The 25491-nt window shown below is 72.5% G+C and carries 22 protein-coding genes; 13 read left to right on the top strand and 9 right to left on the bottom strand.

Going from position 1 to position 25491, the window contains the following annotated elements:
• Window positions 1-105 precede the first annotated feature (105 nt).
• On the top strand, window positions 106-1869 hold the full coding sequence (locus ACFYZ3_RS28150; RefSeq protein WP_388523203.1) for a hypothetical protein: 1764 nt from the start codon (window positions 106-108) through the stop codon (window positions 1867-1869).
• 17 nt (window positions 1870-1886) lie between these two features.
• On the opposite strand, the gene ACFYZ3_RS28145 is transcribed toward ACFYZ3_RS28150, so the two are convergent.
• Window positions 1887-2372, bottom strand: a complete 486-nt coding sequence (locus ACFYZ3_RS28145) for a GNAT family N-acetyltransferase (protein WP_388523200.1) — start codon at window positions 2370-2372, stop codon at window positions 1887-1889.
• A gap of 68 nt (window positions 2373-2440) precedes the next feature.
• Between ACFYZ3_RS28145 and ACFYZ3_RS28140 the strand changes: the two genes are divergently transcribed.
• The gene (locus ACFYZ3_RS28140; RefSeq protein WP_388523197.1) at window positions 2441-3244 is read left to right on the top strand and encodes an exodeoxyribonuclease III; all 804 of its coding nucleotides are present in this window, start codon (window positions 2441-2443) and stop codon (window positions 3242-3244) included.
• 16 nt (window positions 3245-3260) lie between these two features.
• Here the strand turns inward: ACFYZ3_RS28140 and ACFYZ3_RS28135 are convergent, their stop codons facing one another.
• On the bottom strand, window positions 3261-3908 hold the full coding sequence (locus ACFYZ3_RS28135; protein ID WP_388523195.1) for a MerR family transcriptional regulator: 648 nt from the start codon (window positions 3906-3908) through the stop codon (window positions 3261-3263).
• A 158-nt stretch (window positions 3909-4066) separates the two neighbouring features.
• Between ACFYZ3_RS28135 and ACFYZ3_RS28130 the strand changes: the two genes are divergently transcribed.
• From ACFYZ3_RS28130 to ACFYZ3_RS28115, 4 genes are all read left to right on the top strand, one after another.
• Window positions 4067-5608: a flavin-containing monooxygenase gene (locus ACFYZ3_RS28130; RefSeq protein ID WP_388523191.1), complete on the top strand. Its 1542-nt coding sequence runs from the start codon at window positions 4067-4069 to the stop codon at window positions 5606-5608.
• Window positions 5605-6549, top strand: coding sequence for an alpha/beta fold hydrolase (locus ACFYZ3_RS28125; RefSeq protein ID WP_388523188.1), 945 nt, complete (start codon window positions 5605-5607; stop codon window positions 6547-6549). The genes ACFYZ3_RS28130 and ACFYZ3_RS28125 overlap by 4 nt, the downstream gene beginning before the upstream one ends.
• A complete protein-coding gene (locus ACFYZ3_RS28120) occupies window positions 6546-7439 on the top strand; it encodes an SDR family oxidoreductase (RefSeq protein ID WP_388523185.1) in 894 nt (297 codons plus the stop codon). Before ACFYZ3_RS28125 ends, ACFYZ3_RS28120 begins: the two co-directional genes overlap by 4 nt.
• Before the next feature lie 88 nt (window positions 7440-7527).
• Window positions 7528-7755 carry a hypothetical protein gene (locus ACFYZ3_RS28115; RefSeq protein ID WP_361008295.1) on the top strand — a complete coding sequence of 76 codons (228 nt, stop codon included), beginning with the start codon at window positions 7528-7530 and terminating at the stop codon, window positions 7753-7755.
• A gap of 89 nt (window positions 7756-7844) precedes the next feature.
• Here the strand turns inward: ACFYZ3_RS28115 and ACFYZ3_RS28110 are convergent, their stop codons facing one another.
• On the bottom strand, window positions 7845-11639 hold the full coding sequence (locus ACFYZ3_RS28110; RefSeq protein ID WP_388523182.1) for a S41 family peptidase: 3795 nt from the start codon (window positions 11637-11639) through the stop codon (window positions 7845-7847).
• Window positions 11640-11808: 169 nt separating this feature from the next.
• Between ACFYZ3_RS28110 and ACFYZ3_RS28105 the strand changes: the two genes are divergently transcribed.
• The 5 genes from ACFYZ3_RS28105 to ACFYZ3_RS28085 all read left to right on the top strand — a co-directional run bounded on the left by ACFYZ3_RS28105 (window position 11809) and on the right by ACFYZ3_RS28085 (window position 16638).
• The gene (locus ACFYZ3_RS28105) at window positions 11809-12408 is read left to right on the top strand and encodes a TetR/AcrR family transcriptional regulator (RefSeq protein WP_388523179.1); all 600 of its coding nucleotides are present in this window, start codon (window positions 11809-11811) and stop codon (window positions 12406-12408) included.
• A 111-nt stretch (window positions 12409-12519) separates the two neighbouring features.
• A complete protein-coding gene (locus ACFYZ3_RS28100) occupies window positions 12520-14757 on the top strand; it encodes an MMPL family transporter (protein WP_388523177.1) in 2238 nt (745 codons plus the stop codon).
• Window positions 14758-14915: 158 nt separating this feature from the next.
• Window positions 14916-15446: a YbaK/EbsC family protein gene (locus ACFYZ3_RS28095; protein WP_388523174.1), complete on the top strand. Its 531-nt coding sequence runs from the start codon at window positions 14916-14918 to the stop codon at window positions 15444-15446.
• Window positions 15443-16288, top strand: coding sequence for an EamA family transporter (locus tag ACFYZ3_RS28090; protein ID WP_388523171.1), 846 nt, complete (start codon window positions 15443-15445; stop codon window positions 16286-16288). The genes ACFYZ3_RS28095 and ACFYZ3_RS28090 overlap by 4 nt, the downstream gene beginning before the upstream one ends.
• A 74-nt stretch (window positions 16289-16362) precedes the next feature.
• Window positions 16363-16638 (top strand): DUF1876 domain-containing protein, encoded by a 276-nt coding sequence (locus ACFYZ3_RS28085; protein WP_030190655.1) that lies wholly within the window; start codon window positions 16363-16365, stop codon window positions 16636-16638.
• Between the two features lie 52 nt (window positions 16639-16690).
• On the opposite strand, the gene ACFYZ3_RS28080 is transcribed toward ACFYZ3_RS28085, so the two are convergent.
• The 4 genes from ACFYZ3_RS28080 to ACFYZ3_RS28065 form a co-directional block, all read right to left on the bottom strand.
• A complete protein-coding gene (locus tag ACFYZ3_RS28080) occupies window positions 16691-17899 on the bottom strand; it encodes a serine hydrolase domain-containing protein (protein WP_388523298.1) in 1209 nt (402 codons plus the stop codon).
• Window positions 17900-17994: 95 nt separating this feature from the next.
• Window positions 17995-18810: an energy-coupling factor ABC transporter ATP-binding protein gene (locus ACFYZ3_RS28075; protein ID WP_388523168.1), complete on the bottom strand. Its 816-nt coding sequence runs from the start codon at window positions 18808-18810 to the stop codon at window positions 17995-17997.
• Window positions 18798-19559, bottom strand: a complete 762-nt coding sequence (gene cbiQ / locus ACFYZ3_RS28070; RefSeq protein ID WP_388523165.1) for a cobalt ECF transporter T component CbiQ — start codon at window positions 19557-19559, stop codon at window positions 18798-18800. The genes ACFYZ3_RS28075 and cbiQ overlap by 13 nt, the downstream gene beginning before the upstream one ends.
• A gap of 1 nt (window position 19560) precedes the next feature.
• Entirely contained in the window at window positions 19561-20619 is a 1059-nt protein-coding gene (locus ACFYZ3_RS28065; RefSeq protein WP_388523162.1) for an energy-coupling factor ABC transporter permease, read from the bottom strand.
• A gap of 187 nt (window positions 20620-20806) precedes the next feature.
• Here ACFYZ3_RS28065 and ACFYZ3_RS28060 point away from each other — a divergent pair, with 187 nt between their 5' ends.
• Complete coding sequence (locus ACFYZ3_RS28060) at window positions 20807-21187, top strand: SsgA family sporulation/cell division regulator (protein WP_388523159.1); 381 nt, start codon at window positions 20807-20809, stop codon at window positions 21185-21187.
• Between the two features lie 30 nt (window positions 21188-21217).
• Here ACFYZ3_RS28060 and ACFYZ3_RS28055 read toward each other — a convergent pair whose 3' ends face one another.
• A complete protein-coding gene (locus ACFYZ3_RS28055; RefSeq protein WP_388523157.1) occupies window positions 21218-22921 on the bottom strand; it encodes a penicillin-binding transpeptidase domain-containing protein in 1704 nt (567 codons plus the stop codon).
• A 116-nt stretch (window positions 22922-23037) separates the two neighbouring features.
• Window positions 23038-24669 (bottom strand): penicillin-binding transpeptidase domain-containing protein, encoded by a 1632-nt coding sequence (locus ACFYZ3_RS28050; RefSeq protein ID WP_388523154.1) that lies wholly within the window; start codon window positions 24667-24669, stop codon window positions 23038-23040.
• Window positions 24670-24960: 291 nt separating this feature from the next.
• Between ACFYZ3_RS28050 and ACFYZ3_RS28045 the strand changes: the two genes are divergently transcribed.
• Window positions 24961-25485, top strand: coding sequence for a hypothetical protein (locus tag ACFYZ3_RS28045; protein ID WP_388523295.1), 525 nt, complete (start codon window positions 24961-24963; stop codon window positions 25483-25485).
• The last annotated feature ends 6 nt before the right edge of the window (window positions 25486-25491 follow it).

Genomic DNA, 25491 nt, shown 5'->3' with positions numbered 1-25491 from the left:
TCCGTGATCATGTACAGCGCAACCTTCGGCGTTTCCCGCGGGTCACCTGTGCGCGGTGTCACGCAGTGGCACCTTCTTGTCGTCTGGGGAACGGAAGAAGCACACATGAGACCTAGCTCCCTGCACTCGCCGTGGGCGCGTGCGGCCGTGGCCGGGGCGGCGGCCGCCGGGCTCGCCGCGGCCGGACTGGCCGGCGTCGCCCATGCGGCGGACGATCAGGTGGCGAACGGCGGGACGCCGCTCCCCGTCACCATCACCGGTCCTGACCGGGTGGGCCTGGCGCTGGACGGGGCAGAGAGCGAGCCAGGCGAGCCGCAGATCCGCCTGGGGCTCACCGGCCCGGGGGAGGAGCCCGACGGCGACACCGAACCGCAGCCGCTTCCCAACAACGGCTACGAGATCACCGTCGACGCGACCGCGCTCAAGGGCTTCGCCAAGGTCACCCTTCCGGAGTGGTGCGAGGCTAAGGGTCTCGTCGCCGTCTGCCACGAGAGCACCCTCTACCCCGGCGCCTCGTACAACCCGAGCTGGAGGATCCGTCTCGACCCGAAGGACACCGCCGAGGCCGGCGACCACGGCACCATCAAGGTCACCGGCAAGGGCGAGGGACTGGAGTTCAACGAGCACACCGTCGACGTGTTCGTGGGCGGTCCGGAACTGCTCAAGAAGAAGCTCCCCGCCGAACCGGCGGGCTTCCGCCCCGGCGACACCTACCGGGCCCCGCTCGGCTTCCGCAACGTCGGCAGCATGCCCGCCCACGGCGTCGTGCTCCGCTTTGCCGGCACCCGCGGCCTCTCCTTCCCCGAGTCGTACGACAACTGCTCGTACGCCGAGGAGAACAAGGACAACCTGATCCGCTACCGCCAGGTCGCGCTGTGCACCTTCGAGGGCGAGTTCCTGCACGGCATGGCCTACGAACTGAGCGAGCCGGTGGAGGTGAAGACTGCGGACTTCGCGCTCGGTGACATCTTCACCTACGGCTTCGAGGCCGTCGGCGCCGAAGCCGCCGACGCGCTGCGGTCGGGCACCGGCCACCGGCAGGGAACCGGCAGAACGCTCACGCTCGAGCCGGTCGAGAGCGGCCACGTCAGCGACTACTCCAAGTACGCCGAGATCGACCTGCCCACGCAGAACACCTACGACCTCGACCTCACCGGTGCGCGGGTCGCGGGCGAGCAGGGCGAGACGGTCACCGTCGACGTCCGCATGAGCAACCACGGGCCCGCCTGGATCGGATCGCTGCGCGCGGGCGGCGAGCCGCTCGGCTTCACGGTGCAGATCCCCGAGGGCGCCGCCGTCGTCGAGAGCCCGTGCGAGCCCCTGGACGACCAGAACCCGGCCGTCTACCGCTGCTCCGCCGACACCCCCTTCCTGGAGGACGACGCGCGTACCTTCCCCTTCAAGCTGCGCATCGACAAGGTCGTCGCGGGCGCCAAGGGCAAGATCGCGCTGCCGGAGTACGACAACCCGTGGGAGGGCGACCCGTCCAACGACACCGGGTGGATCGTGCTCAACGGCACGGGTGACGAGGAGACTCCGGGCGACACCGGAGGCACCACCGGCGGTCCGGACTCCACGGGCGGTACGGGCAGCGCCGGCGGCTCGCCGACGACGGGCGGAACCGGCACGACCGGCGGCTCGGACACGGCCGGTGGCAGCACCGGCGGCACCACCGGCGGCACCTCCACCGCCGGGACCAGCGGCGGCACCACCGGCGGCCAGTCGCCCCAGGGCGGGGCGGGCGGCGTGCTGGCCTCCACCGGCTCCACGGTGCTGCTCGGCTCGGCCGGCGCGGCCCTCGCGCTCGCGGCGGGCGGCGTCCTGTACGCCGTCTCGCGCCGCCGCAGGACGGGCCGCACCACGGCCTGACACCGGCCGCGCGGTGCCTACGGGACCCGGAGCGCCTTCGCGTAGCAGAGGCTGTCCTCGTGGAAGCGGTAGTAGCCGAACTTCCCGCACGGCTCGTAGCCGCTGGACGTGTACAGGGCCACGGCCTCCGGTTGCTTGGTGCCCGTCTCCAGCACCATCCGGGTCCGGCCCGCCGCACGGGCGTCCTCCTCCAGGGCGGCCAGGATGCGGCGGGCCAGCCCGCGCCCGCGCACCTGCTCGACGACGAACATCCGCTTGAGCTCGGCGTCCCCGTCGAGATTGCCCTCGTCGTTGGCGTCCTGGCTGCGCCAGCCGCCGGAGGCGACCGGGACGTCGTTCTCGTCGTACGCGATCAGGTACTGGCCGTTCGGCGGCGCGAAGTCCGACGGGTCCAGGTGCGTGGCGTCGCCGCCGTCGCCGTAGCGGACGTCGTACTCGGCCTGGACCTCGTCGTTGAGCTTCACGGCGTCGGGGTGGTCGAAGGGGACCCGGCGTATGTTCATTCTTCCTACCGTATATCGATGCGGAGTCCGGAGCGGGACACCGTCCAGTGTGCCGGTATCGTGCCGGGATGCTCACCGTGACCTCCGTCAACGTCAATGGCCTGCGCGCCGCCGCGAAGAAGGGCTTCGTGGAGTGGCTCGCCGGCACCTCCGCCGACGTGCTGTGCCTCCAGGAGGTGCGGGCCGAACCCCACCAACTGCCCGAACACGTACGTACTCCCGACGGCTGGCACGTGACGCACGCCCCCGCCGCCGCCAAGGGCCGCGCCGGCGTCTCCCTCTACACGCGCCGTGAGCCCGACGCCGTCCGCGTCGGTTTCGGCTCGACGGAGTTCGACTCCAGCGGCCGCTACGTCGAGGCCGACCTGCCCGGTGTGACGGTCGCCTCCCTCTACCTCCCCTCCGGTGAGGTGGGCACCGAGCGCCAGGACGAGAAGGTCCGCTTCATGGGCGAGTTCCTCGCCTACCTGAAGGAACTGCGCGAGCGCGCCGCCGCCGAGGGGCGCGAGGTCGTCGTCTGCGGCGACTGGAACATCGCCCACCGCGAGGCCGACCTGAAGAACTGGCGCGCCAACAAGAAGAACTCCGGCTTTCTGCCTCAGGAGCGGGAGTGGCTCGGCCGCGTCCTCGACCCGGCGGAGGGCGGGTACGTGGACGTGGTGCGCGCGCTGCACCCGGACGTCGAGGGACCGTACTCGTGGTGGTCGTACCGGGGGCGGGCCTTCGACAATGACAGCGGATGGCGGATCGACCTGCACGCCGCCACCCCGGGCCTGGCCGCCAAGGCGCTCAAGGGCCGTGTCGAGCGGGCCGCCACCCACGCCGAGCGCTGGTCGGACCACGCACCGGTCACGGTGGTCTACGGCCCCTGACGGCCCGGTCGGAGGGCTACTGCGACCCCTTCCGCATCCGCCGGTCCAGCGCCAGGGACAGCTCCGCCTCCACGACGCTGCGGGCCAGCGGACGCAGGCGGTGCAGCTCCGGTTCGGGGGCGTGGCGCAGGATCAGGTCGGCGAAGAGTTCCGCGAGGGCGTCGGCGTGCTCGCGGACGCGGACGCCGGCCTGGAGGACCTCGCCGAGCGGGATGCCCTCGCGGACCAGGGCGGAGGAGACCTCCAGCAGGCGGTGGCTGATGTGGACCAGTTCGTCGCCGTCGGTGCCGAGGTAGCCCAGCTCCATCGCGGCGGCCAGGTTCTCGGCGCTGACCTCGCCCTCGAAACGGGCGGCGAGTTCCTCGGGGGTGAGGCGGACCGGGGTCTCCTCGGTGGGTTCGCCGAGGCCGAGCAGGTCGCCGACGTCGCGGCCGTGGTCGAAGGCGTCGGCCAGTTCCGCGATGCCGTTGAGGGTGTGGCCGCGGTCCAGGAGCGCGGCGATGGTGCGCAGGCGGGCCAGGTGGTGGTCGTCGTACCAGGCGATGCGGCCCTCGCGGCGGGGCGGCGGGATCAGTTTGCGTTCGCGGTAGAAGCGCAGGGTGCGCACCGTGATGCCGGCCAGCCGGGCCAGTTCCTCCATGCGGTATTCGCGCTTCTCGGTCACGCCGTCGACCTTATGGCGTACCAGCGGTAACTTTCCTCCGCCCGACCCCTACCCATGAGTACGGAGCTGCTCTACGCTCCCATTGCGCCAGTGTTCACTGGCATGGTTCCAGACGGTTCCAGGTTCCAGACGGTCCAGGCAAGCGTGGAGGCTCCGGGATGGCCGAGCACGAGCAGGTTCACGAACACGTACGGGTGGCGGTGATCGGGTCCGGCTTCGGCGGCCTCGGGGCCGCCGTGCGGCTGCGGCGCGAAGGGATCACCGACTTCGTCGTACTGGAGCGGTCCAACAGCGTCGGCGGCACCTGGCGGGACAACAGCTACCCCGGCTGCGCCTGCGACGTGCCGTCCCACCTGTACTCCTTCTCCTTCGCGCCCAACCCCGAGTGGCCGCGCACCTTCTCCGGGCAGGAGCACATCCGCGCCTACCTGGAGCACGTCACCGACACCTTCGGGCTGCGCCCCCACCTCCGCTTCGACTCGGAGGTGAAGCGGATGGCGTGGGACGCCGAGGAGATGCGGTGGGAGATCGAGACCGTGCGCGGCACCCTCACCGCCGACGTCGTCGTCTCCGCGACCGGACCGCTGTCCGACCCCAAGACGCCGGACGTCCCCGGGCTCGACTCCTTCCCCGGCAAGGTCTTCCACTCCGCCCGCTGGGACCACGACTACGACCTCACCGGCAAGCGCGTCGCCATGATCGGCACCGGCGCCTCCGCCATCCAGATCGTGCCGGCCGTCCAGCCGAAGGTGGGCCGGCTCACCCTCTTCCAGCGCACCCCGGCCTGGGTGATGCCCCGCGTGGACCGGGCCATCAGCGGCGCCGAGCGGGCCCTGCACCGGGCGCTGCCCGTCACCACCAAGCTGCGCCGCGGGCTGCTCTGGGGCATCCGCGAACTCCAGGTGCAGGCCTTCACCAAGCACCCCGACGAGCTGGGCTTCGTGGAGCAGATCGCCAAGCGCAACATGGGCGCCGCCATCAAGGACCCGGCCCTGCGCGCCAAGCTCACCCCCGACTACCGCATCGGCTGCAAGCGGATCCTGCTGTCGAGCACCTACTACCCGGCGCTCGCCAAGCCCAACGTCGACGTGGTCGCGAGCGGGCTCAGCGAGGTGCGCGGGTCGACGCTCGTCGCCGCCGACGGCACCGAGGCCGAGGTCGACGCGATCGTCTTCGGCACCGGTTTCCACGTCACGGACATGCCCATCGCCGAGCGCGTCGTGGGCGCGGACGGGCGGACGCTGGCCGAGACCTGGAAGGGCGGGATGGAGGCACTGCGCGGCGGCACGGCGGCCGGCTTCCCCAACTTCATGACGGTCATCGGGCCCAACACCGGCCTCGGCAACTCGTCCATGATCCTCATGATCGAGTCCCAGCTGAACTACATGGCGGACTACCTGCGCCAGCTGAACGTCCTCGGCGGCCGCACCGCCCTCGACCCGCGCCCCGCCGCCGTGCGCAACTGGAACCACCGGGTGCAGGAGCGCATGAAGCGCACCGTGTGGAACACCGGCGGCTGCACCAGCTGGTACCTGGACGCGAGCGGCCGCAACACCACCGTCTGGCCCGGCACGACCGCCGAGTTCCGGCGGGAGACGCGCCGCGTGGACCTCGCGGAGTACCAGGTGCTGCGCCCGGGCCCGGTCGCGGTGAAGACCACCGACGCGAACACCGGCGCGGACGCGGAGGTGAGCGCGTGAGCCGCCTGCTGCACGCCGCCGACGGCCCGTACGCCCCGCCGGTGCCCGCCCACGAGCTGACCGTCACCGCCGCCGACGGCGCCCGGATACACGTGGAGGTGCACGGCCCCGAGAACGCGCCCGCGGTCGTCCTCGCGCACGGCTGGTGCTGCTCCACCGCATTCTGGGCGGCGCAGATCCGCGAACTGGCCGTCGACCACCGCGTCATCGCCTACGACCAGCGCGGCCACGGCCGCAGCCCGGCCAACCCGGCGTACGGCACCGAGCCGCTCGCCGACGACCTGGAAGCCGTACTGGAGGCCACCCTGGCGCCGGGCGAGCGGGCCGTGATCGCCGGGCACTCCATGGGCGGGATGACGCTGATGGCCGCGGCGGCCCGGCCCGCGGTGCGCGAGCACGCGGCGGCCGTCCTGCTGTGCAGCACGGGCAGCGCGCGGCTGGTGGCGTCCGCCACCGTGCTGCCGATGCGCGCGGGCCGGGTGCGCACCTGGCTGACCCGGCGCATCCTCGGCTCCCGGGCGCCGCTCGGGCCGGTCACACCGCTCGCCCGCCGCATCCTCAAGTACGGGACCATGGGCCCCGGTTCCGCCCCGCACACGGTCGACGCCTGCGCCCGGATCGTGCACGCCTGTCCGAGCCGGGTCCGGCACGGCTGGTCCCAGGTGCTGGACCTGCTCGACCTCGACCACGGCGTACGGGAGTTGCGGATGCCGGTGGAGATCGTGGTCGGTACGGCGGACCGGCTGACGCCGCCCGTGCACGCCCGCGCGCTGGCCGCCGCGCTGCCCGACTGCGTGGGCCTCACCGAACTCCCGGGCCTCGGCCACATGACGCCGGTGGAGGCCCCGGACCTGGTCACCGGCAAGATACGGGCCCTCGCGGCCACCTACATACCCAGCGCACGCGCTGAGCGTGCCGTACCCGTCGAGGAGAGCGCATGAGCAGGGTGAGCCTGGAAGGGCGGGTCGCCGTCGTCACCGGAGCCGCGCGGGGCGTGGGGGAGTTGATGGCCCGCAAGCTGTCCGCGCGCGGGGTGAAGGTGGCGCTGGTCGGCCTGGAGCCGGACGAACTCAAGCAGGTCTCCGCCCGGTTGCACAGCGACAGCGACCACTGGCACGCCGACGTGACCGACCACGAGGCGATGGCCCGGGTGGCGGCGGAGGTGAAGGAGCGCTTCGGGAAGGTCGACATCGTCGTGGCCAACGCGGGCGTCGCCACCGGCGGCCCCTTCGTCGACTCCGACCCCGATTCGTGGCGGCGGGTCATCGAGGTCAACCTGATCGGTTCTGCCGTCACCGCCCGCGCCTTCCTGCCCGCGCTGCTGGAGAGCCGCGGCTACCTGCTCCAGATCGCCTCGCTGGCCGCCCTCACTCCCGCCCCGATGATGAGCGCCTACTGCGCCTCCAAGTCCGGCGTCGAGGCGTACGCGCACAGCCTGCGCGGCGAGGTCGGGCACCGCGGCGTGAAGGTCGGCGTCGGCTACCTGTCCTGGACCGACACCGACATGGTGCGCGGCGCCGACCAGGACGACGTCATGCGGGAGTTGCGGCAGCGGCTGCCCTGGCCGACCAACAAGACCTACCCGCTGGGCCCGGCCGTCGACCGGCTGGTGGAGGGCGTCGAGCGCCGCTCCGCGCACGTCTACGGACAGTGGTGGCTGCGCGGCATGCAGGGCGTGCGCGGTTACCTGCCCGCCCTCATCGGCACCGTCGGACAGCGTGAGATGCGGCGCTTCGGCGACCGGCTGAACGGCAGGCGGATCGGCCTCGTCGGGGCCGGTGGAGCGGCCGACGAACACCGTCCGACCAGCATGACTACGGTCCGTAAGTGATCGACATGCGCACGGTCACCGCTCGTGTGAATCTGATCGAGCGCCCGGCCGATCCGGTCGGGCCCGATCACCACAGGAGTGAACCCACATGGGTATGAAGGACCAGTTCCAGGACAAGGCCGAGCGCATGCAGCAGCAGGGCAAGCAGCGTGCCGAGCAGGCGCGGGACCAGTTCCAGAACCGCGACCGCCGTCGCGACGAGGACGAGATCGACCCGTCCTCCCCGGCCTCGCGCCGTCGCGAGTCGGAGCACCAGGACCCGTCCTCGCGCCGTCGCGACGAGGACGACCGGCTCCAGGACAGCTTCGACGCCTGACGCGCCGCCGCTGAGGTGAGAGGGCGCCCCCCGGGTCGACCGGGTGGGCGCCTTCTCCCGTGCCACCAGAGGTGTTGCGGAGGAGGCCTCTACTCCCGCGGCGGCAGGGGCGGACGCGACCGGTCCGGCACGGCGTCGTAACCGGGCGGCGTGGCGGGCGGGTTGGTCTCCAGCAGCTCCAACGCCAGCCGCACCGCCTCGTCCAGGACCGGGTAGCGGCCCTCGGCCCAGTCCAGCGGGGTGCGCAGCGCCTCGACGTCGGGGGCGACGCCGTAGTTCTCCACGGTCCAGCCGTAGGCGTCGAACCAGGCCGCGTTCATCGGCACCGTGATCACCGAGCCGTCGCCGAGGCGGTGCCGGCCGGTCATGCCGACCACACCGCCCCAGGTGCGCTGCCCGACCACCGGGCCGAGGCGCAGCAGCTTGAACGCCGCGGTGATCATGTCGCCGTCGGAGGACGTCGCCTCGTCGGCGACCGCGACGACCGGACCGCGCGGCGCGTTGGAGGTGTACGACACCGGCTGGGCGTCCCGCGTCAGGTCCCAGCCCAGGATGGTCCGGGTCAGCTTCTCGATGACCAGCTCGCTGATGTGCCCGCCCGCGTTGCCGCGCACGTCCACGATGAGCGCGGGCCGGGAGACCTCCATGCGCAGGTCGCGGTTGAACTGCGCCCAGCCGGAGCCGCCCATGTCCGGGATGTGCAGGTAGCCGCACCGTCCGCCGCTCAACTCCCGCACCACCTCGCGGCGCTTGGCCACCCAGTCCTGGTAGCGCAGGGGGCGTTCGTCGACGAGCGGGACGACGGCCACCCGGCGGGAGGGCCCCCGGCACCCCTCGCCGGGCGCGAAGGTCAGCTCCACCGTCGTACCGCCCGCGCCCGCGAGCAGCGGGGACGGGCCGAGAACCGGGTCGACCGGGCGGCCGTCGACGTGGGTCAGCACGGCCCCGTCGCGGATGCCCGTACCGGCCAGCGGGGAGCGGGCCCTGGAGTCGGAGGAGTCGCCCGGCAGAATGCGCTTGGCCACCCATCGCCCGTCCCGGCAGACGAAGTTGGCGCCGAGCAGGCCCTGCCAGCGCTGGTAGTGCGCCGGGCCCTCGTTGCGCCGGGCGGCGACCACGTAGGCGTGCGAGGTGCCCAGCTCACCCAGCACCTCGCGCAGCAGGTCGGCGAACTCGTCGGGGGAGGCGACCCGTTCGAGCAGCGGACGGTACTGGTCCAGGACCGCGTCCCAGTCGATGCCGCACATCCCCGGGTCCCAGAAGTAGGCGCGGATCAGGCGGCCCGCCTCGTCGTACGCCTGGCGCCACTCGGCGGCCGGATCGACCTCGTGCAGGATGCGCCGCAGGTCGATCCAGGTGGTGGAGTCGCCGTCGCCGACCTCGGTCGCCGGTACGGCGCGCAGGTCGCCCTCGTCGAGCACGACCAGGCGGCTGCCGTCGCCGCTGACCCGGAACCAGTCCAGGTGGTCGACCAGCTCCGACTTCTTCGCCTTGGCCAGGTTGAAGTGCTCCAGCGTGGGCCGCTCGCTCGGGTCCGCCGGGTTGGCGAAGGTCTCGCCGAGCGCGCCCGAGATCGGCCAGCGCAGCCAGACCAGGCCGCAGCCCGCGACCGGTTGCAGCGCCGAGTACTTGGAGGCGGTGACCGGGAAGGGCGTCACCCGGCTCTCCAGGCCCTCGACCTCGACGGTCACCGCGCCGCCCTCGCCGGGCTCGTCCTCCAGGGGGTCCAGGCCGCCTGCGGCGGGGCGGCCCTCGGGGTTGAGGGCGAAGGGGGAGGGGGTCGCGGAGGACAGCGGCACCAGGTAGGGGCGGCAGCCCAGCGGGAAGGACAGGTCACCGGTGTGCACGTCGTACACCGGGTCGAAGCCGCGCCAGGACAGGAAGGCGAGGTAGCGGCCGTCCCTGGTGAAGACCGGGTTCTCGTCCTCGAAGCGGCCGTTGGTGACGTCGACGACGAGGGTGCCCTCCGGTCCGTCGATCCGGGCCATCTTGATCTGCCGCAGGGTGCGTCCGATGCCCGGGTGCGACCAGGTGAGCCAGGCCCCGTCGGGGGAGAAGGCGAGGTCGCGCACGGGGCCGTTGACGGAGCGGATCAGCTCGGTGACCTGGCCTCCGGCGGTGTCGGGGGTGCCGGGGGCGCCCGGCGTCACGGTGCCCCCGGCGTCGGCGGTGTCGGCGGCGACGTCGGCGTTGTCGGCGGTGTCTGCGGGGACGTCCGGGCCGGCGCCTCCGGCGGGCGGGGGGACGCCCGGGCCGCCCGGGGTGCCGGTGTCCCCGGCGGCCGGTCCGGGGCCGGGGACGTCGTGCGGGGCACCTGCCCCAGGAGCGTCGGCCGCGGTGCCGCGGTCCGCGGAGGCGCTCGCCGCCCCGCCTTCTCCCGCGGGAACGCTCCCCGCCGTCCCCCTGGCGGTCGTTCCGCCTCCCGCGGTGCCGCCGGTCGCGGAGCCGCCCCCCGGCGTGCCGTCTCCCGCCCCGGTCGGCGGCGTGCCGGTGTCCCCGGCGTCGGTGTTCTCGGTGGGGGTGTCCGCGACGGAGGCGTCCGGGGCGGTGTCCGCCCGGGCGGACACCGCCCCGGACGCGTCCTCGTCCCCCGCGTCGGCCGGGTACCCGGCTTCCACCGCCTCCAGCGCCAGTGCCACCTCCGTGTCCGGTTCCGCGACGTCGAGGATCAGCAGCCGTCCGTCGTGCGAGGCGACGGCGAGCCGGTCGCCCGCCGGGTCCGAGACCAGCTCCAGGACCCGGCCGAGGCGCCCGGAGGCGAGCCGCCGGGCCGCGCGGCCGCCGGTCGCCCGGGGCAGGTAGGAGATCTCCACCGCGTCCTCGCCCTCCGCGTCCGTCACGTACGCGATGCGCCCGCTCTCCCCGAGCATCTCCGGCAGCCGCACCCGTACCCTCGGGGTGTCCGCGATGGTGCGGGCCGGGCCGTCGCGGTGGGTGAGCCAGTACAGGCTGCCGCGCACCACGACGGCGCTCGCGCGGCCGGTCTCGTCCACGGAGAGGCCGCCCACGTGCTGGGCCGCGGGCACCTGGTAGGTACGCCGCCCCGCGCGCGGACCGCTCAGCCGCACGTCGAGCCGGCGCGGTGCCGAGCCGGGCGCGAGGTCGTCCACGATCCACAGGTCGCCCGCGCACTGGTACACCACCCGGGTGCCGTCGCTCGCGGCGTTGCGGGCGTAGAACGCGTCGTGGTCGGTGTGGCGGCGCAGGCCGGTGCCGTCGTGGGCGCAGGAGTACAGGTTGCCGACGCCCTCGTGGTCGGAGAGGAAGGCGATCCGGCCGCCGACGAACATGGGGGCGGAGAGGTGCCCGCCGAGGTCGGGCAGGAGCCGCTCGCCGTGCAGCCAGAGCCGGCCCGTGGCACCGCCCCGGTAGCGCTTCCAGGCGGCCGGCTCGTGCGGCGGGGTGCCGGTGAGCAGGAGGGTCCTGCGTTCGCCGTCGAGGTCGGCGGCCTGGATGTCGGTGACCGGTCCCCAGGGCAGCTTGCGGCCCGGGTCGCCGTCGGGGGTGACCTTGTAGGCCCAGGTGAGGTGCGAGAAGGGCTCGCCGTGCGAGGCGACGGCGAGCACGGCGGTGGTGCCGTCCGGGTCGGGGGGCGACCAGCCGCAGACCCGGGTGTCGAGGCCGCCCCAGTGGGTCAGCTGCCGTCCGGGGCCGCCGTCCACCGGCACCAGGTGGACCTCCGGCACCAGACTGCGCCAGCTGGTGTACGCGATGTGCCGGCCGTCGGGGGAGAAGCGCGGGGGACCGGCCTTGGTGCGGTCGACGGTGAGGCGCCAGGCCCGGCCCGGACCGTCGAGGGACGCGAGCCAGAGGTCGTCCTCGGCCACGAAGCACAGCTGGTCGCCACTGAGGTGCGGAAGGCGCAGATAACTCACCCGCCCCATGCTTTTCCGGGCACCGGGTACCGGCAACTTATGCGGCGCCGACAACCGTGACCCACACCACGAACGAAACCGTTTCGTTTCGCTAGGCGGTGGGGTACATTCGTCATGTACGAAACGGTGTCGTTCCGGTCGAGTGGACCGGCCGACCGGACGGAGAGGAGTGAGCGAGATGACGGAGACCGCCACCGCGCGCCGCAGCCGGATCACTCCCGAGCGCGAGGCCGAGCTGTACGAGGCCGTGCTCGACCTGCTCCGCGAAGTCGGCTACGACGCCCTCACCATGGACGCCGTGGCCGCCCGCACCCGGTCCAGCAAGGCGACGCTCTACCGCCAGTGGGGCGGCAAGCCGGAGCTGGTGGTCAAGGCCATCCGGCACAACAAGCCCGGCGAGATCGGCGACGTCGACACCGGATCGCTCCGCGGCGACCTGCACGCCCTGATGGCGCGTGAGGACGACTGCACCATGGAACAGAACTCCGCGCTGATGCGGGGCGTCGCCATGGCGCTGCACCAGAACCCGGACCTTCGCCAGGCGTTCCGGGAACAGCTCATCGAACCGGAGATGGCGGAGTTCCAGCGCGTGCTGCAACGCGCCGTCGACCGCGGTGAGATCAGAGCGGACTGTCCGGCGCTGGACTTCCTCGTGCACATGATGGTCGGCGGATTCGCCACCCGCACGCTGCTGGACGACCAGCCACCGACCCGGGAGTTCCTCACCTCCTACATCGACGCCGTGATCCTCCCCGCCCTCGGCGTCTCCACCCACTGACACGTCCCTGCACGCCAGGGACACCTGAGCCCCACCTGACGTAACCGCTCACGTCGTCGGGCTGATCACCCCTGCCCTGAAGACCCACGACCTGACCGGGAGTACGCCCCCGTGGCCACGTTCCTCTACAAACTCGGCCGGCTCGCCTTTCGCCGACGGCACTTCGTCGCCCTGATCTGGGTGGCCCTGCTGACGCTCGCCGGCGTCGGCGCCGCCAGCGCCCCGCCCGCCGGAAACTCCTCCTTCTCCATCCCCGGAACGGAGGCCCAGAAGGCCTTCGACCTGCTGGAACAGCGCTTCCCCGGTGCGAGCGCCGACGGGGCGACCGCACGGGTCGTCTTCAAGGCGCCCGCCGGCGAGAAGATGACGGACGCCGGAAACAAGGCGACCGTCGAGAAGACCGTCGACGAACTTGCGGACGGCTCCGAGGTCGCCTCGGTCGCCGACCCCTACACCGGCGACGCCGTCAGCAAGGACGGCGCCATCGCCTACGCCTCGGTGAAGTACGACGTCTCCGGCATGGAGCTGGAGGAGTCCACCAAGGACGCCCTGGAGGACGCCGCCCAGCAGGCGCGCGACGCCGGGCTGACCGTCGAGATCGGCGGTGACGCGCTCCAGGCCGTCCCGGAGACCGGCGCCACCGAGGTCATCGGCATCGCGGTCGCCGCCGTCGTCCTGGTCATCACCTTCGGCTCACTGGTCGCGGCCGGGCTGCCGCTGCTCACCGCCCTGATCGGCGTGGGCATCGGCGTCTCCTCGATCACCGCGCTGGCGAGCGCGCTGGAACTGGGCTCGACCACCTCGATCCTGGCGATGATGATCGGCCTCGCCGTCGGCATCGACTACGCCCTGTTCATCGTCTCCCGCTACCGCGCCGAACTCGCCGAGGGACGCGAACGCGAGGAAGCCGCCGGACGGGCGGTCGGCACCGCGGGCTCCGCGGTCGTCTTCGCCGGCCTCACCGTCGTCATCGCCCTGGTGGGCCTCGCGGTCGTCAACATCCCGATGCTCACCAAGATGGGCATCGCGGCGGCCGGCACCGTCGCCATCGCGGTCCTGATCGCCCTGACGATGATCCCCGCGCTGCTCGGCTACGCCGGTCGCAGGGTCAAGCCCGCCGGGGCGAAGGGCCGGCTGCTGGGCCGCTCCCGCAAGGGCGAGCCGAAGCCGGACCGGCCGGGCGGGCAGCCGAAGGCCAACCTGGGCACCCGCTGGGCGAGCTTCGTCGTCCGCCGCCCGCTCGCCGTCCTCCTCCTGGGCGTCATCGGCCTCGGCGCCGCCGCGGTCCCCGCGACCTCGCTGGAGCTGGGCCTGCCCGACGACGGCTCCCAGCCGACCTCCACGACCCAGCGCCGCGCCTACGACCTGCTCTCCGAGGGCTTCGGCCCCGGCTTCAACGGCCCCCTGATGGTCGTCGTGGACGCGAAGGGCAGCGACGCCCCGAAGGACGCTTTCGACGACGTCGCGGGCGAGATCAAGGGTCTCGACGGCGTCGTGGCGGTGACCCCGCCCGCCCCCAACAAGGGCGGCGACACCGCGACGATCACCGTGGTCCCGGACTCCAAGCCGTCCTCCGTGCAGACCGAGGACCTGGTGCACGCCATCCGCGACGCGGGCGGCGACATCGAGGCGACGACCGGCGCCGAGACCCTGGTCACCGGCTCGACGGCGATGAACATCGACGTCAGCCAGAAGCTCAACGACGCGCTCGTGCCGTACCTGGTCCTGGTCGTCGGCCTGGCCTTCCTCCTCCTGATCGTGGTCTTCCGCTCGATCCTGGTCCCGCTGAAGGCGGCCCTCGGCTTCCTGCTCTCCGTCATGGCGGCGCTCGGCGCGGTCGTCGCGGTCTTCCAGTGGGGCTGGCTGGCCGGCCTGATGGGCGTGGAGGAGACCGGACCGGTCATGTCGATGATGCCGATCTTCATGGTCGGCGTGGTCTTCGGCCTGGCGATGGACTACGAGGTCTTCCTGGTCACCCGCATGCGGGAGGCCTACGTCCACGGCGAGAAGCCGCACCAGGCGGTCGTCACCGGCTTCAAGCACGGCGCCCGGGTCGTCACCGCCGCCGCGGTGATCATGATGGCGGTCTTCGCGGGCTTCATCGGCTCCAGCGAGTCCATGGTGAAGATGATCGGCTTCGGCCTCGCGATCGCCGTCTTCTTCGACGCGTTCGTCGTCCGCATGGCCATCGTCCCGGCGGTCCTCGCCCTGCTCGGCAAGAAGGCCTGGTGGCTGCCGAAGTGGCTGGACCGCGCACTGCCCAACGTGGACGTCGAGGGCGAGGGCCTGCGCACGGCCGCCGAGCGGGGCACCGGCCCGGACGAGGACCGGGAGCTGGTGCGCACCTGACCCGCCACCGCCGCCTCTGACAGGAGGACGACAACAGACCAGCCGGTGAGGGCTCCGTGGGGACGGGGCTGCCCTCACCGGCTTCCTCCGTTCCAGGGCACCCGACGGCTCCGTAACCCGGTCGCCTGTGGGCTACACGTACCGCTACGGTGCCGTCCATGACGACGACCGACGACGCCTCCGGCTCCACCGGCTCCACCGGCTCCACCGCCGCCCACCCCCGCTTCGCCGCCGCCCTCGGCGAACTGGGCCTCGGTGACCTGGCCGGACGGGCCCGGCGCTTCCCGGAGGCCACGCGCACCGCCGCCGAGGCCGCCGCCGCCATCGGGTGCGAGCTGAGCCAGATCTGCAAGTCGCTCATCTTCGCCGCGGACGGCGTGCCCGTACTCGTCCTCATGGACGGCGCCTCCCGCGTCGACCTGGACCGGGTCCGCGACGAACTCGGGGCCGGGAAGGTCACCCGGGCCAAGGCCGACGTCGTACGGGAGACGACCGGGTACGCGATCGGCGGGGTGCCGCCCTTCGGGCACCGGACCAGGACCCGGGTGCTCGCCGACCGGTCCCTGCTCGCCCACGACGTCGTCTGGGCCGCCGCCGGCACCCCGTACGCCGTCTTCCCGATGGAGCCCAAGGACCTCGTCGCCACCGCCGGCGCCACCCTCGTGGACGTGCGCGAGCGCTCCGAGTGACACCGCTGGTCACCGCCGCCGTCCTGCTCGCGGCGGTCACCCACGCCAGCTGGAACGCCATCGCCCACCGGATCACCGACAAGCTGACCGGGTTCGCGCTGATCTCCGGCGGCGGGATGCTCATCGGGCTCGCGCTGCTGCCGTTCACGGCGTTCCCCGCGGCCGGGGCGTGGCCGTACCTCCTGGTCTCCGCCGCCGTCCACATCGCGTACTACGCCCTGCTCATGCGCTCCTTCCGGCTGGGCGACTTCGGCCAGGCCTATCCGATCGCCCGCGGCAGCGCGCCGCTGCTGGTCACCGTCCTCGCCGCCGTCTTCGCCCACGAGGTGCCGGACGGCTGGGCGACCGGGGGCATCCTGGTCTCCTGCGCGGGGCTGACCGGCGTCGCCCTGTGGGGGCTGCGCGGACGCCGGCCCGACTGGGCGGCCATCGGCGCCGCCCTGGCGACCGGCGTGACCATCGCGGCGTACACGGTCGTCGACGGCCTCGGCGTACGCGCCTCCGGGTCCTCCCTCGGCTACATCGCCTGGCTGATGGCGGTGCAGGGGACGGTCCTGCCGGCGTACTTCCTGTACCGGCACCGCGCCGGGGCCTGGGCCCTGCTGCGACCGCAGGCCGGTCTCGGACTGGTCGGCGCGGCACTGTCCGTCACCGCCTACGCCCTGGTCCTGTGGGCGCAGACCCGCGCCGAACTCGCGCCCATCGCCGCCCTGCGCGAGTCGTCCATCCTGGTCGGCGCCGCGATAGGGGCCCTGTTCTTCAAGGAGCGGTTCGGCGCGCCCCGGATCGCGGCGGCCGGTCTCCTGGTCGTCGGGATCGGGCTGATGCTGCACACCGGATAGCCGCGAGGGCCGGGATGGTGCGTACGGCCGTCGCGAGGCGCACCCTGGAAGAAGGTGTTCCGGAGGTGATCGTCATGATGCACACCACAGTGGGATGGCATGTCGAGCTGGAGTTCACGGAGGACGACCAGCACACGCGGGCGGTCGCGATGGTGCGGCTCCCCGACGGCACCGAGGTCCGCGCGCACGGCCACGCCAGCCGGCACCGGGTCGACTCCCAGCAGCCACGGGTCGGTGAGGAGGTCGCGGGCGCTCGGGCGTTGAACGAGCTGGCGATGCAGCTGCTCACCAAGGCCCACGACGAGATCGACGCGGCGTCCGGGCGGACCTCGCACCCCATCCACGTCTGAATCCACGCCTGGACCCGCGTGAGCCCGGTCCAGGGCCGTCCAGGGCCTGCCCCTAGGACGGGCCCTGGGCGATCGACGCGCGTACCGCCCGTACCAGTGCCTGCGCCCGCGGGTCCGCCGTCACGGTCTTGCGGAAGCCGTTGGTGACGTAGCCGAGCGCGATGCCGGTCTCCGGGTCGGCGAAACCCAGGGAGCCGCCGCGGCCCGGGTGGCCGAAGGAGCCGGGGCCCAGGAACGGGGACGCACTGCCGTGCAGCATGTAGCCGAGGCCGAACCGGGTGCCCACGACCAGGATCCGGTCGGGACCGGCGGACTCCTCGGCGCGGGCCAGCTCCATCGTCTCCGGGTCGAACAGCCGCAGGCCGCGCGTCACGCCGTCGACCTCGCCGATCAGCGCCGCGTAGAAGCGGGCCAGGCCGTCGGCCGTCGCGATGCCGTTGGCCGCCGGGAGCGCGGCCGCGCGGTACACCGGGTCGTTCTGGTCGGGGAACGGGGTGATCGCGGCGAAGGCGCGGCGGGTGAGGGAGTCCGGGTCGTCGTAGGCCTCGGTGACGGAGCGCTTGGGGCGCAGCCGCGGGCCGTTGCCGGGACTCGACGGCTCCGGCTCGTCGAGGCGTCCGACGCGACCGGCCCGGCCCGCCGCCTCCTCCGCCGCGGGCAGCCCCACCCACAGGTCCAGGCCCAGCGGACCGGCGATCTCGTCCGCGATCCACTGCCCGGCGCCCCGCCCGCCCGTCACTCGGCGGACCAGTTCGTCGAGCAGCCAGCCGTACGTCAGCGCGTGGTAGCCGTGGTCGGTGCCCGGGTCCCAGACCGGCGTCTGCGCGGCGAGGGCCGCGGGGCCCCGCAGCGGGTCCAGGGCGTCCTCGGGGGTCAGCGGGCGGTCCAGGACCGGCAGCCCGGCCCGGTGGTTCAGCACGTGCCGGACCAGCACCCGCTCCTTGCCGTGCGCCTTGAACTCCGGCCAGTACTCGCCCACCGGCGCGTCCAGGTCCAGCTCCCCGCGCCGGTGCAGCAGCAGCGGTACGGCGGCGGCGACGCCCTTGGTCGCCGAGCGGACCACCTGGGCGGTGCCCCGGCGCCACGGCTCGGTGCCGGCGGTGCCGTCGACGTCCTTGGCGCCGCCCCACAGGTCGACGACCTTGCGCCCGTCCCGGTAGACGGCGACGGCCGCGCCCCGCTCACCGAGCGCGCTGAAGTTCCGTGCGAACGCGTCCCGCACCGGCTCGAAGCCCTCGGCCACCGTGCCGTGCACGTTCACGTCCGCGTCCCCGTCCCCGTCCTCGTCCACTTTCCCGTGTCCCTTCCGTTCGCCCGTGACAGTGGGTGCAACCACCACCGACCGTCCGCGATTCCTCACCCGCCCGCCGACACCGACCGCGGGTCGAAGCCGAAGGGCAGTTCCAGGCGGTGGGCGCGCATCAGGCCGTCGTCGGACAGCAGGTCCGCGGTCGGTCCGTCCGCCGCGATCACGCCGTCGCTGAGGATCAGGGCGCGGGGGCACAGCTCCAGGGCGTAGGGCAGGTCGTGGGTGACCATCAGGACCGTGACGTCCAGGGAGCGCAGGATGTCGGCGAGTTCGCGGCGGGAAGCCGGGTCGAGGTTGGAGGAGGGCTCGTCCAGGACCAGGATCTCCGGCTCCATCGCGAGCACGGTCGCCACCGCCACCCGGCGCCGCTGGCCGAAGGAGAGGTGGTGCGGCGGCCGGTCCTTGAACTCCGCCATGCCGACCAGCGTGAGCGCCCGGTCCACGCGGGCCTCCAGCTCCGCCCCCTTCATCCCGGCCGCCGCCGGTCCGAACGCCACGTCCTCGCGCACCGTCGGCATGAACAGCTGGTCGTCGGGGTCCTGGAAGACGATGCCGACCCGGCGCCTGATCTCCGCCATGTTCCGCTTGTCGACCGGCAGCCCGGCGACCGTGACCGTGCCGGTGCCGCCGGTCAGGATCCCGTTGAGGTGGAGCACGAGCGTCGTCTTGCCCGCGCCGTTCGGACCGAGCAGCGCGACCCGCTCGCCGCGCGCGACGGAGAAGTCCACGCCGAACAGCGCCTGGTGCCCGTCGGGATAGGCGAAGGCGAGGCCGGAGACGTCGAGGGAGGCGGGCGCGTCGGTCACGGGGTCGGAGGCGGGGCCTGTCACTGGGCCTGTCACTGGGTCGGTCACAGCACCCATCCCAGCAGACACACGACCAGTGCCGCACACGGGAGGGCCAGCGCGTACGACCACTGCGCCCGGGACGCGGTCACCTCGTCGATCACCGGCATCGAACCGGCGTACCCGCGGCTGACCATGGCCAGGTGGACGCGTTCGCCGCGTTCGTAGGAGCGGATGAACAGCGCCCCCGCCGACTTGGCGAGCACGCCCCAGTGCCGCACGCCCTTCGCCTCGAACCCGCGCGACTCCCGGGCGATCCGCATCCGCCGCATCTCGTCCGCGATCACGTCCCCGTACCGGATCATGAACGAGGCGATCTGCACCAGCAGCGGCGGCAGCCGCAGCCGCTGGAGACCGAGGAGAAGCTCCCGCAGCTCGGTCGTGGAGGCCAGGAGCACGGAGGCGGCGACGCCCAGGGTGCCCTTGGCCAGGACGTTCCAGGCGCCCCACAGACCGTTGACGCTCAGGGACAGGCCGAGCACGTCGACCCGCTCGCCCTGAGCCACGAACGGCATGAGCACCGCGAACGCGACGAACGGCACCTCGATCAGCAGCCGCTTGAGCAGGAAGGCCGCCGGGACCCGGGCCGCGTACGCCACCGTCGCGAGCAGCAGCGCGTACAGGCCGAAGGCCCACATCGCCTCGCGCGGCGTGGACACCACGACGACCACGAAGGCGAAGACCGCGGCGAGCTTGGTGTGCGGCGGCAGCCCGTGCACGGGGGAGTGGCCGTGCCGGTAGAGCCGATGAGCGTGACCCGCACCCACGTCAGACGGTCGTTTCGGTGTTGCTCGGGGAGGCGTCGTCGCTGCGGCGCCTGCGCACCGCCCAGAACACGGCGCTGCCCGCGACGACGGTGACGCCGACGCCGATCACGCCCGCGAGGCCGCCGGAGACCCGGGCGTTGGTGACGTCCTTGACGCCGTAGTCGGCGAGCGGCGAGTCGGCGTTGGCGTGCTCCTTCGCCTTCTCGTCGATGCCCTTGTCGGAGGCGACCTTCTCCAGGCCGTCGGGGTTGGCGGAGGCGTAGAAGCTGACGAATCCGGCGAGGACCAGGGAGGCGACGAGGCCGGTGATCCACACCTTGCGGTGCGAACGGGCGGCGGCGGGCGCGGGGGCCGGTGCGGCGCCGGAGGGGGCGTCGACCAGATCGCCGTTGACCCGCAGCTTGAGCCGCTGCCGGAGCCCGCGCGCCCCGTACACCAGGTCCGGGCGCACGGCGATGACGGCGCCGACGGTCAGCGCGGTGATCGCGGCCTCGCCGATGCCGATCAGCACGTGCACGCCGATCATCGCGGTGGCGACCTTGCCGATGGAGACGTCGGTGGTGCCGCCGATCCAGTACAGGAGCGTGAAGGCGAGGGCGGCGGCCGGGACGGAGACGAGCGCGGCGACGAAGGAGGCGACGGTGACCGAGCGGCGGGTGCGCGGCAGCACCTTCACCAGGCCCCGGAAGAGGGCGTAGGCGACGACCGTGGTGACGATCGCCATGTCGGTGATGTTGACGCCGAGCGCGGTCAGGCCGCCGTCGGCGAAGAGGATGCCCTGCATCAGCAGCACGACGGACACGCACAGGACCCCGGTGTAGGGCCCGACGAGGATGGCGGCCAGCGCGCCGCCGAGCAGATGCCCGCTGGTCCCGGCCGCGACCGGGAAGTTCAGCATCTGCACGGCGAAGATGAACGCCGCTACCAGCCCGGCCAGCGGCGCCGTCCGCTCGTCCAGTTCGCGGCGCGCGCCGCGCAGGCTGACCGCGATGGCGCCCGCGGCGACGACTCCGGTCACGGCGGAGGTCGGGGCGTTGATGAATCCGTCAGGTACATGCACGGTTCGATGATAGAGACCAGTTGCAACTCGTTCGCAAGAGCGAGGTAAAGGCTGTGTCAGTCTGCCGATGGGGCCGATCTCACATGTGGTATCCGGCCCGCAGGGCGTGAGCCGGGAAATATGGGACATTGGAGTGGGGGTGGACCCACAGCTTCAACAAAGGTGGCAGAGCGTAAGGGGCGACCCCATGTCCGTAGTCGAACAGTACGCACGAGCCCACATCCTCACGGACGGGGATCTCCCCGACCAGGACGACGGCGGAGCGATACCCGTCGTCCTGCGCTACGACCCCGCACTCGACCCCTCGCTGGTGTGCGTCGCCCTGCCCGGGCCGGGCGGCCGCGCGTCCCGCTCCCGCGAGTGGACCTTCTCCCGCGAGCTGCTGGAACAGGGCCTGCGCGCGCCCGCCGGAAGCGGTGAGGTGCGGGTGTGGCCGTGCGGGCGGGTGCAGGCCGTGGTCGAGTTCCACTCCCCGCAGGGCTGTTCGGTGGTCCAGTTCGAGAACAAGGCCCTCATCCGCTTCCTGCGCCGCACCTACGCGGCGACCGCCCAGCCGGTGGCCCACTGAGCCGGGCCACCGGCCACGCATCCGGCAGCGTCAGCCACCCGCCTTGAGGAGCGCCGCGACGATCGGGCCCGCGGTGTCGCCGCCGTGCCCGCCCTGCTGGACCACGCCCGCCGCCGCCAGGTCGCCCCGGTACGCCGTGAACCAGCCGTTGGGCTTCTCCTGCCCGTCGACCTCCGCCGAGCCGGTCTTGGCACCCACGTCACCGCCGACCCCGGCCATGGCTTCCGCCGCGGTGCCGTACGCCGCCGTGTAGGACATCAGCTCGCGCAGCGCGCCGAGCGTCTCGCCCGACATCGTGCGGGAGGCCGTGGCCAGCGCCCGCCCGTCGACCGACGGGGCGACCAGGTACGGCTGGTGGAAGGAGCCCGACTTCACGGTCGCCGAGACCGAGGCCATGTTCAGCGGGTTCATCCGCACCCCGCCCTGGCCGATGAGGGACGCGGCCATCTGGGCCTTGCTCTGCACCGGCACCCGGCCGTCGAAGGTGGACACGCCGACCGACCAGTTGTTCATGGACAGGCCGAAGACCTCCTTGGCCTGCCTGGTCAGGTCGTCGTCCTTCAGCTCGGGGGCCTGGCTGATGAAGGCGGTGTTGCAGGACCGGGCGAAGCTCGCCTTGAAGGTGCCGTCCTTGATCTCGAACTTGTCGTCGTTCTGGAACTTCCACCCGCCGTATTCGAAGTACTTCGGGCACGGGTGCTTCTCGTTCACCGACGCCAGATCCTTCTCCAGCAGCATCGAGGCCGTGATGACCTTCATGGTGGAGCCGGGGGCGAGTGAGCCGAGGAAGGCGGTGTTGAAGCCGTGCCCGCCGTTGGCGACCGCGAGGACCTCGCCGGTGGAGGCGCGCAGCAGCACCACCGACGCCCCCTTCTTGCCGTCCACCTGCTTCTCGGCGGCGGCCTGGAGGGCGGGGTCGAGCGTCGTCTTCAGCGTGCCGGGCGTGCCCTTGCTCAGCTCCAGCAGCGTCTTGTCGGCGACTTCGCCGGCCCCGGACTCCTTCGATCCCTTCCCGTCCCCGGTGGTCTTCCCGCGCACCACACGCAGCTCGACGCCGGGGGTGCCGCCGGCCTTCTTGCCGTACTTGTCGCGCAGCCCGTCCAGGACGGTGCCGAGGGACGGGTACTTGGCGGCGGTGATCTCCGCGCCGTCCCGGTCCAGCGCCTTGACCGGCGGATCACCGGCCTTCCCGGTGACCAGCTTGTCGCCGTCCCTCAACTCCGGGTGCACGACGGCCGCGTGCCAGTCGACGCGGGGCTCGCCGTCGCCGTCCCGGCGGACGACGGTCAGCGCGCTGTCGTACGCCAGCGGCTCGGCCGCCTGCTCGTAGGCGACCGTGGCCTTGACGGAGAAGGGGACCTTCTCCCCGGCCGGGGTGCCCGCGGTGAAGGTGGCGTCCTTGACGCGGGCGTCCTTGGCGTAACCGGTGAGCAGCGCCTTCGCGGCCTCGGCGTCGTCGGTCGCGGCGGCCGCGCCGGCCACGTCGCCCTGCTGCCAGGCCGTCAGGAACCGCTGGGCGGTCGAGGTGACCTCGGCCGCCGTCAGCGGGCCCGACTTCACCTTCTCCGCGGCCGCCGCGGACTTGGTGCGCGCGGAGTCCTCGCCGTCGGCCCCGCCGCCGTACATCGCGTAGGCACCGAATCCGGCACCGGCCACGACCACGGCGGCCACACTGCCGATCACGGCGGGTTTCGTCCTGCGCCGCTCGGCGGCGGCGCCCTTTCTGCTGCCCACTGCGTCCCGTTCCTCGGTGCCGTCGCTTGTATCAGTGCCGTCGGTTGCTCGGCACCGGATGGTGCGGTGCCCACAACGGCGACCACAGTAGGCGCAGTCACGGCCGCCGGTCCGGGTCAGCCGCCCACTCGTAGCACATCTGCGACGATCGGCCCGGCCGCGTCACCGCCGTGGCCGCCCGCCTGGACCATGGCCGCCGCCGCGATGTCGTTGCGGTAGCCGGTGAACCAGCTGTCGGAGGTGGCCCGTCCGTCGACCTCGGCCGACCCGGTCTTCGCGCCGATGTCGCCGCCGAGCCCGGACATCGGGACCACGGCAGTTCCCTGGGTGGCGGTGAGCCGCATCATCTGCTTGAGCTGGGAGACGGTGCCCTGCGGCAGACCCTTGGCGGTGGCCGGCTCCCGGTCGTCCAGGTCGAACGGCACCAGGTACGGCTGGCGGAACTCACCGGTGATGGCGGTCGCCGTCACGGAGGCCATGTTCAGCGGGTTCATCTGGACCTGGCCCTGCCCGATGGCGTTGGCCGCGCGGTCCGGTCCGCCGGAGGCGGGGACGCTTCCGTCGAAGGAGACGATGCCGGTCTGCCAGTTGTCCTGCCCGAGCCCGAAGCGTTCCTGGGCCTCCTGCGTCAACGAGGAGTCCGTGAGGGGTTTCTCGTCGACGAGCTTGATGAAGCCGGTGTTGCAGGAGCGCATGAAGGTGTTGGCGAGCGTGGCGCTCATGTTGGGCTTCATGTTGGTGATGTTCTTGAAGGTCTGGCTCTGCCAGGTCGCCGTGTCGGGGCAGGGCGCCGGACCGTTCATCGAGGTCACACCGTTGTCGATGAGCATCGCCGACGTGATGATCTTCATGGTGGAGCCGGGGGCGACCCGCCCCTGGAACGCGGCGTTGAACCCGTCCTGACGGTTGTTCGCCACGGCCAGCACCTCCCCGGTGCTGGGCTTCACCGCGACCACGGAGGACTCGCCGTACCGCTTCACCGCCTTCTCGGCCGCCGCCTGGACGCTCGCGCTGAGGGTCGTCCGGAGCTTCCCGGGCTCGCCCTCGGTCAGCGTGAGCAACGGGGTGTCCGGCGTGTTGGCGACCGTGTGCCGGACCGCCAGTTCGACGCCCGGGGTGCCGCCCGCCTTGGAGCCGTACCGCTCCCGGAGCGTGGCGAGGACCGGCCCGAGCGAGGGGTACTTCTCCTTCGTGAGTACGTCACCGTCCCGCCCCACGGCTTGGATCTGCGGGGTCGCCGACTCCTCGGTGACCAGTGTGTCCCCGTCCTTCAGGCTGGGATGGACGACGGACGGCTCCCAGTCCACCAGCGCCCGCCCACTGGTCTCCCCGCGCACCACGGTCAGCGTGCTCTTGTAACTGAGCGGCTTCGTCGTCCCCTCGTACGACACCTTCGCCTTCACCGTGAACGGCACGGAGGTGCCGGCCGCCGTGCCCGGCGTGATCTCGACGCCGCCGATGTGCGCGTCCTCGCCGTAGGCGGTCAGCAGCGTCCCGGCGATCGAGGCGTTGTTGGTGTAGGAAGCGGCGGTCGTGGCGTCGCCCTTCTCCCAGGCCGTGAAGAACTTCTCGCTCGTCTCCTCGACCTCCTCCTTGCCCGGCGGCCCACTCTTGGCCTCCGCCCCGGCGGACCCGGATCCCCCGCCGCCGTCCAGCGCCGACACCACGTTGTAGGCGCCGTACCCGGCACCGCCCACCATCACGGCGAACACCCCGCCTATGACGGCGACCTTGACCCCCCTGCCCATCGGCAGCTCCCCTCCCCGTCAGACCTTCCGCCCGCCTTCTTGAACGCGTTCAGAAGCAGTTGTGGTTGCACTCTATGCGCAGCGAGTGACCGGCGGTACGGGTGTTTCCGTTTGGTGGCCTAAAGGAGACCCGGGGGGTAGCGGTGCCCTCCGGCGCCGTACGGTTCGGCAGCCGGCTCGCCCAGAGGCGGGCTCCTGCTGAGGTCCTCCTTCAGAGGGTGTCACCTCACCCGCGAGGCGGACACGGTCCGCCGCAGCGGACGAAGCGCGGCTGCCGTGTCCGGGGCCAGCATGGGCGCCATGACGACAGCGACCACCGCTCTCCCCGCACCCGCGCCCGTCTGGGCTCGTCGCGCCGCCCACGCCATCGCGCTGTGCGCCGTCCCGTCCGGCCTGTGGCGCATCGCCATGGCGGCCGGTGTCTACGTCGGCTACAGCGACCAGGTGCTGCGCGACGTCTACGACATACCGGGATGGGGCATCGCCTACGTCGTCGGCCTCTCCGTCCTGGCCGAGCTGGCCGCCCTGTTGCCGCTGCTGCTCGTCAGCGACCGGTGGCGGCCGCTGCGCCCCGGGGTCCTGGCCCCGCTGGCCTGGACCGCCTCCGCGGTTCTGGTCCTGGTGGCGCTGTGGCAGCTCGTGGTCGCCTTCACCGCCGAGAGCCAGACGTACCTGTCGAGCGGTACGGCGGAGATCGTCTGGGGCGTCGCCTTCGGCCCGCTGTTCGCCGTCCCCGCACTGATGATTGCGGTGACCCGGTCGTACACGAAGCGATGTCTCGCCGCATCCGTCCCGAAGGTCCGCGGCGTGGGATGATCGCGG

Source organism: Streptomyces sp. NPDC001599, assembly GCF_042893535.1.
Taxonomy (GTDB): Bacteria; Actinomycetota; Actinomycetes; order Streptomycetales; family Streptomycetaceae; genus Streptomyces.
The sequence above is the reverse complement of the archived record's forward strand: the minus strand, read 5'-3'. Positions and strand labels throughout refer to the sequence as shown.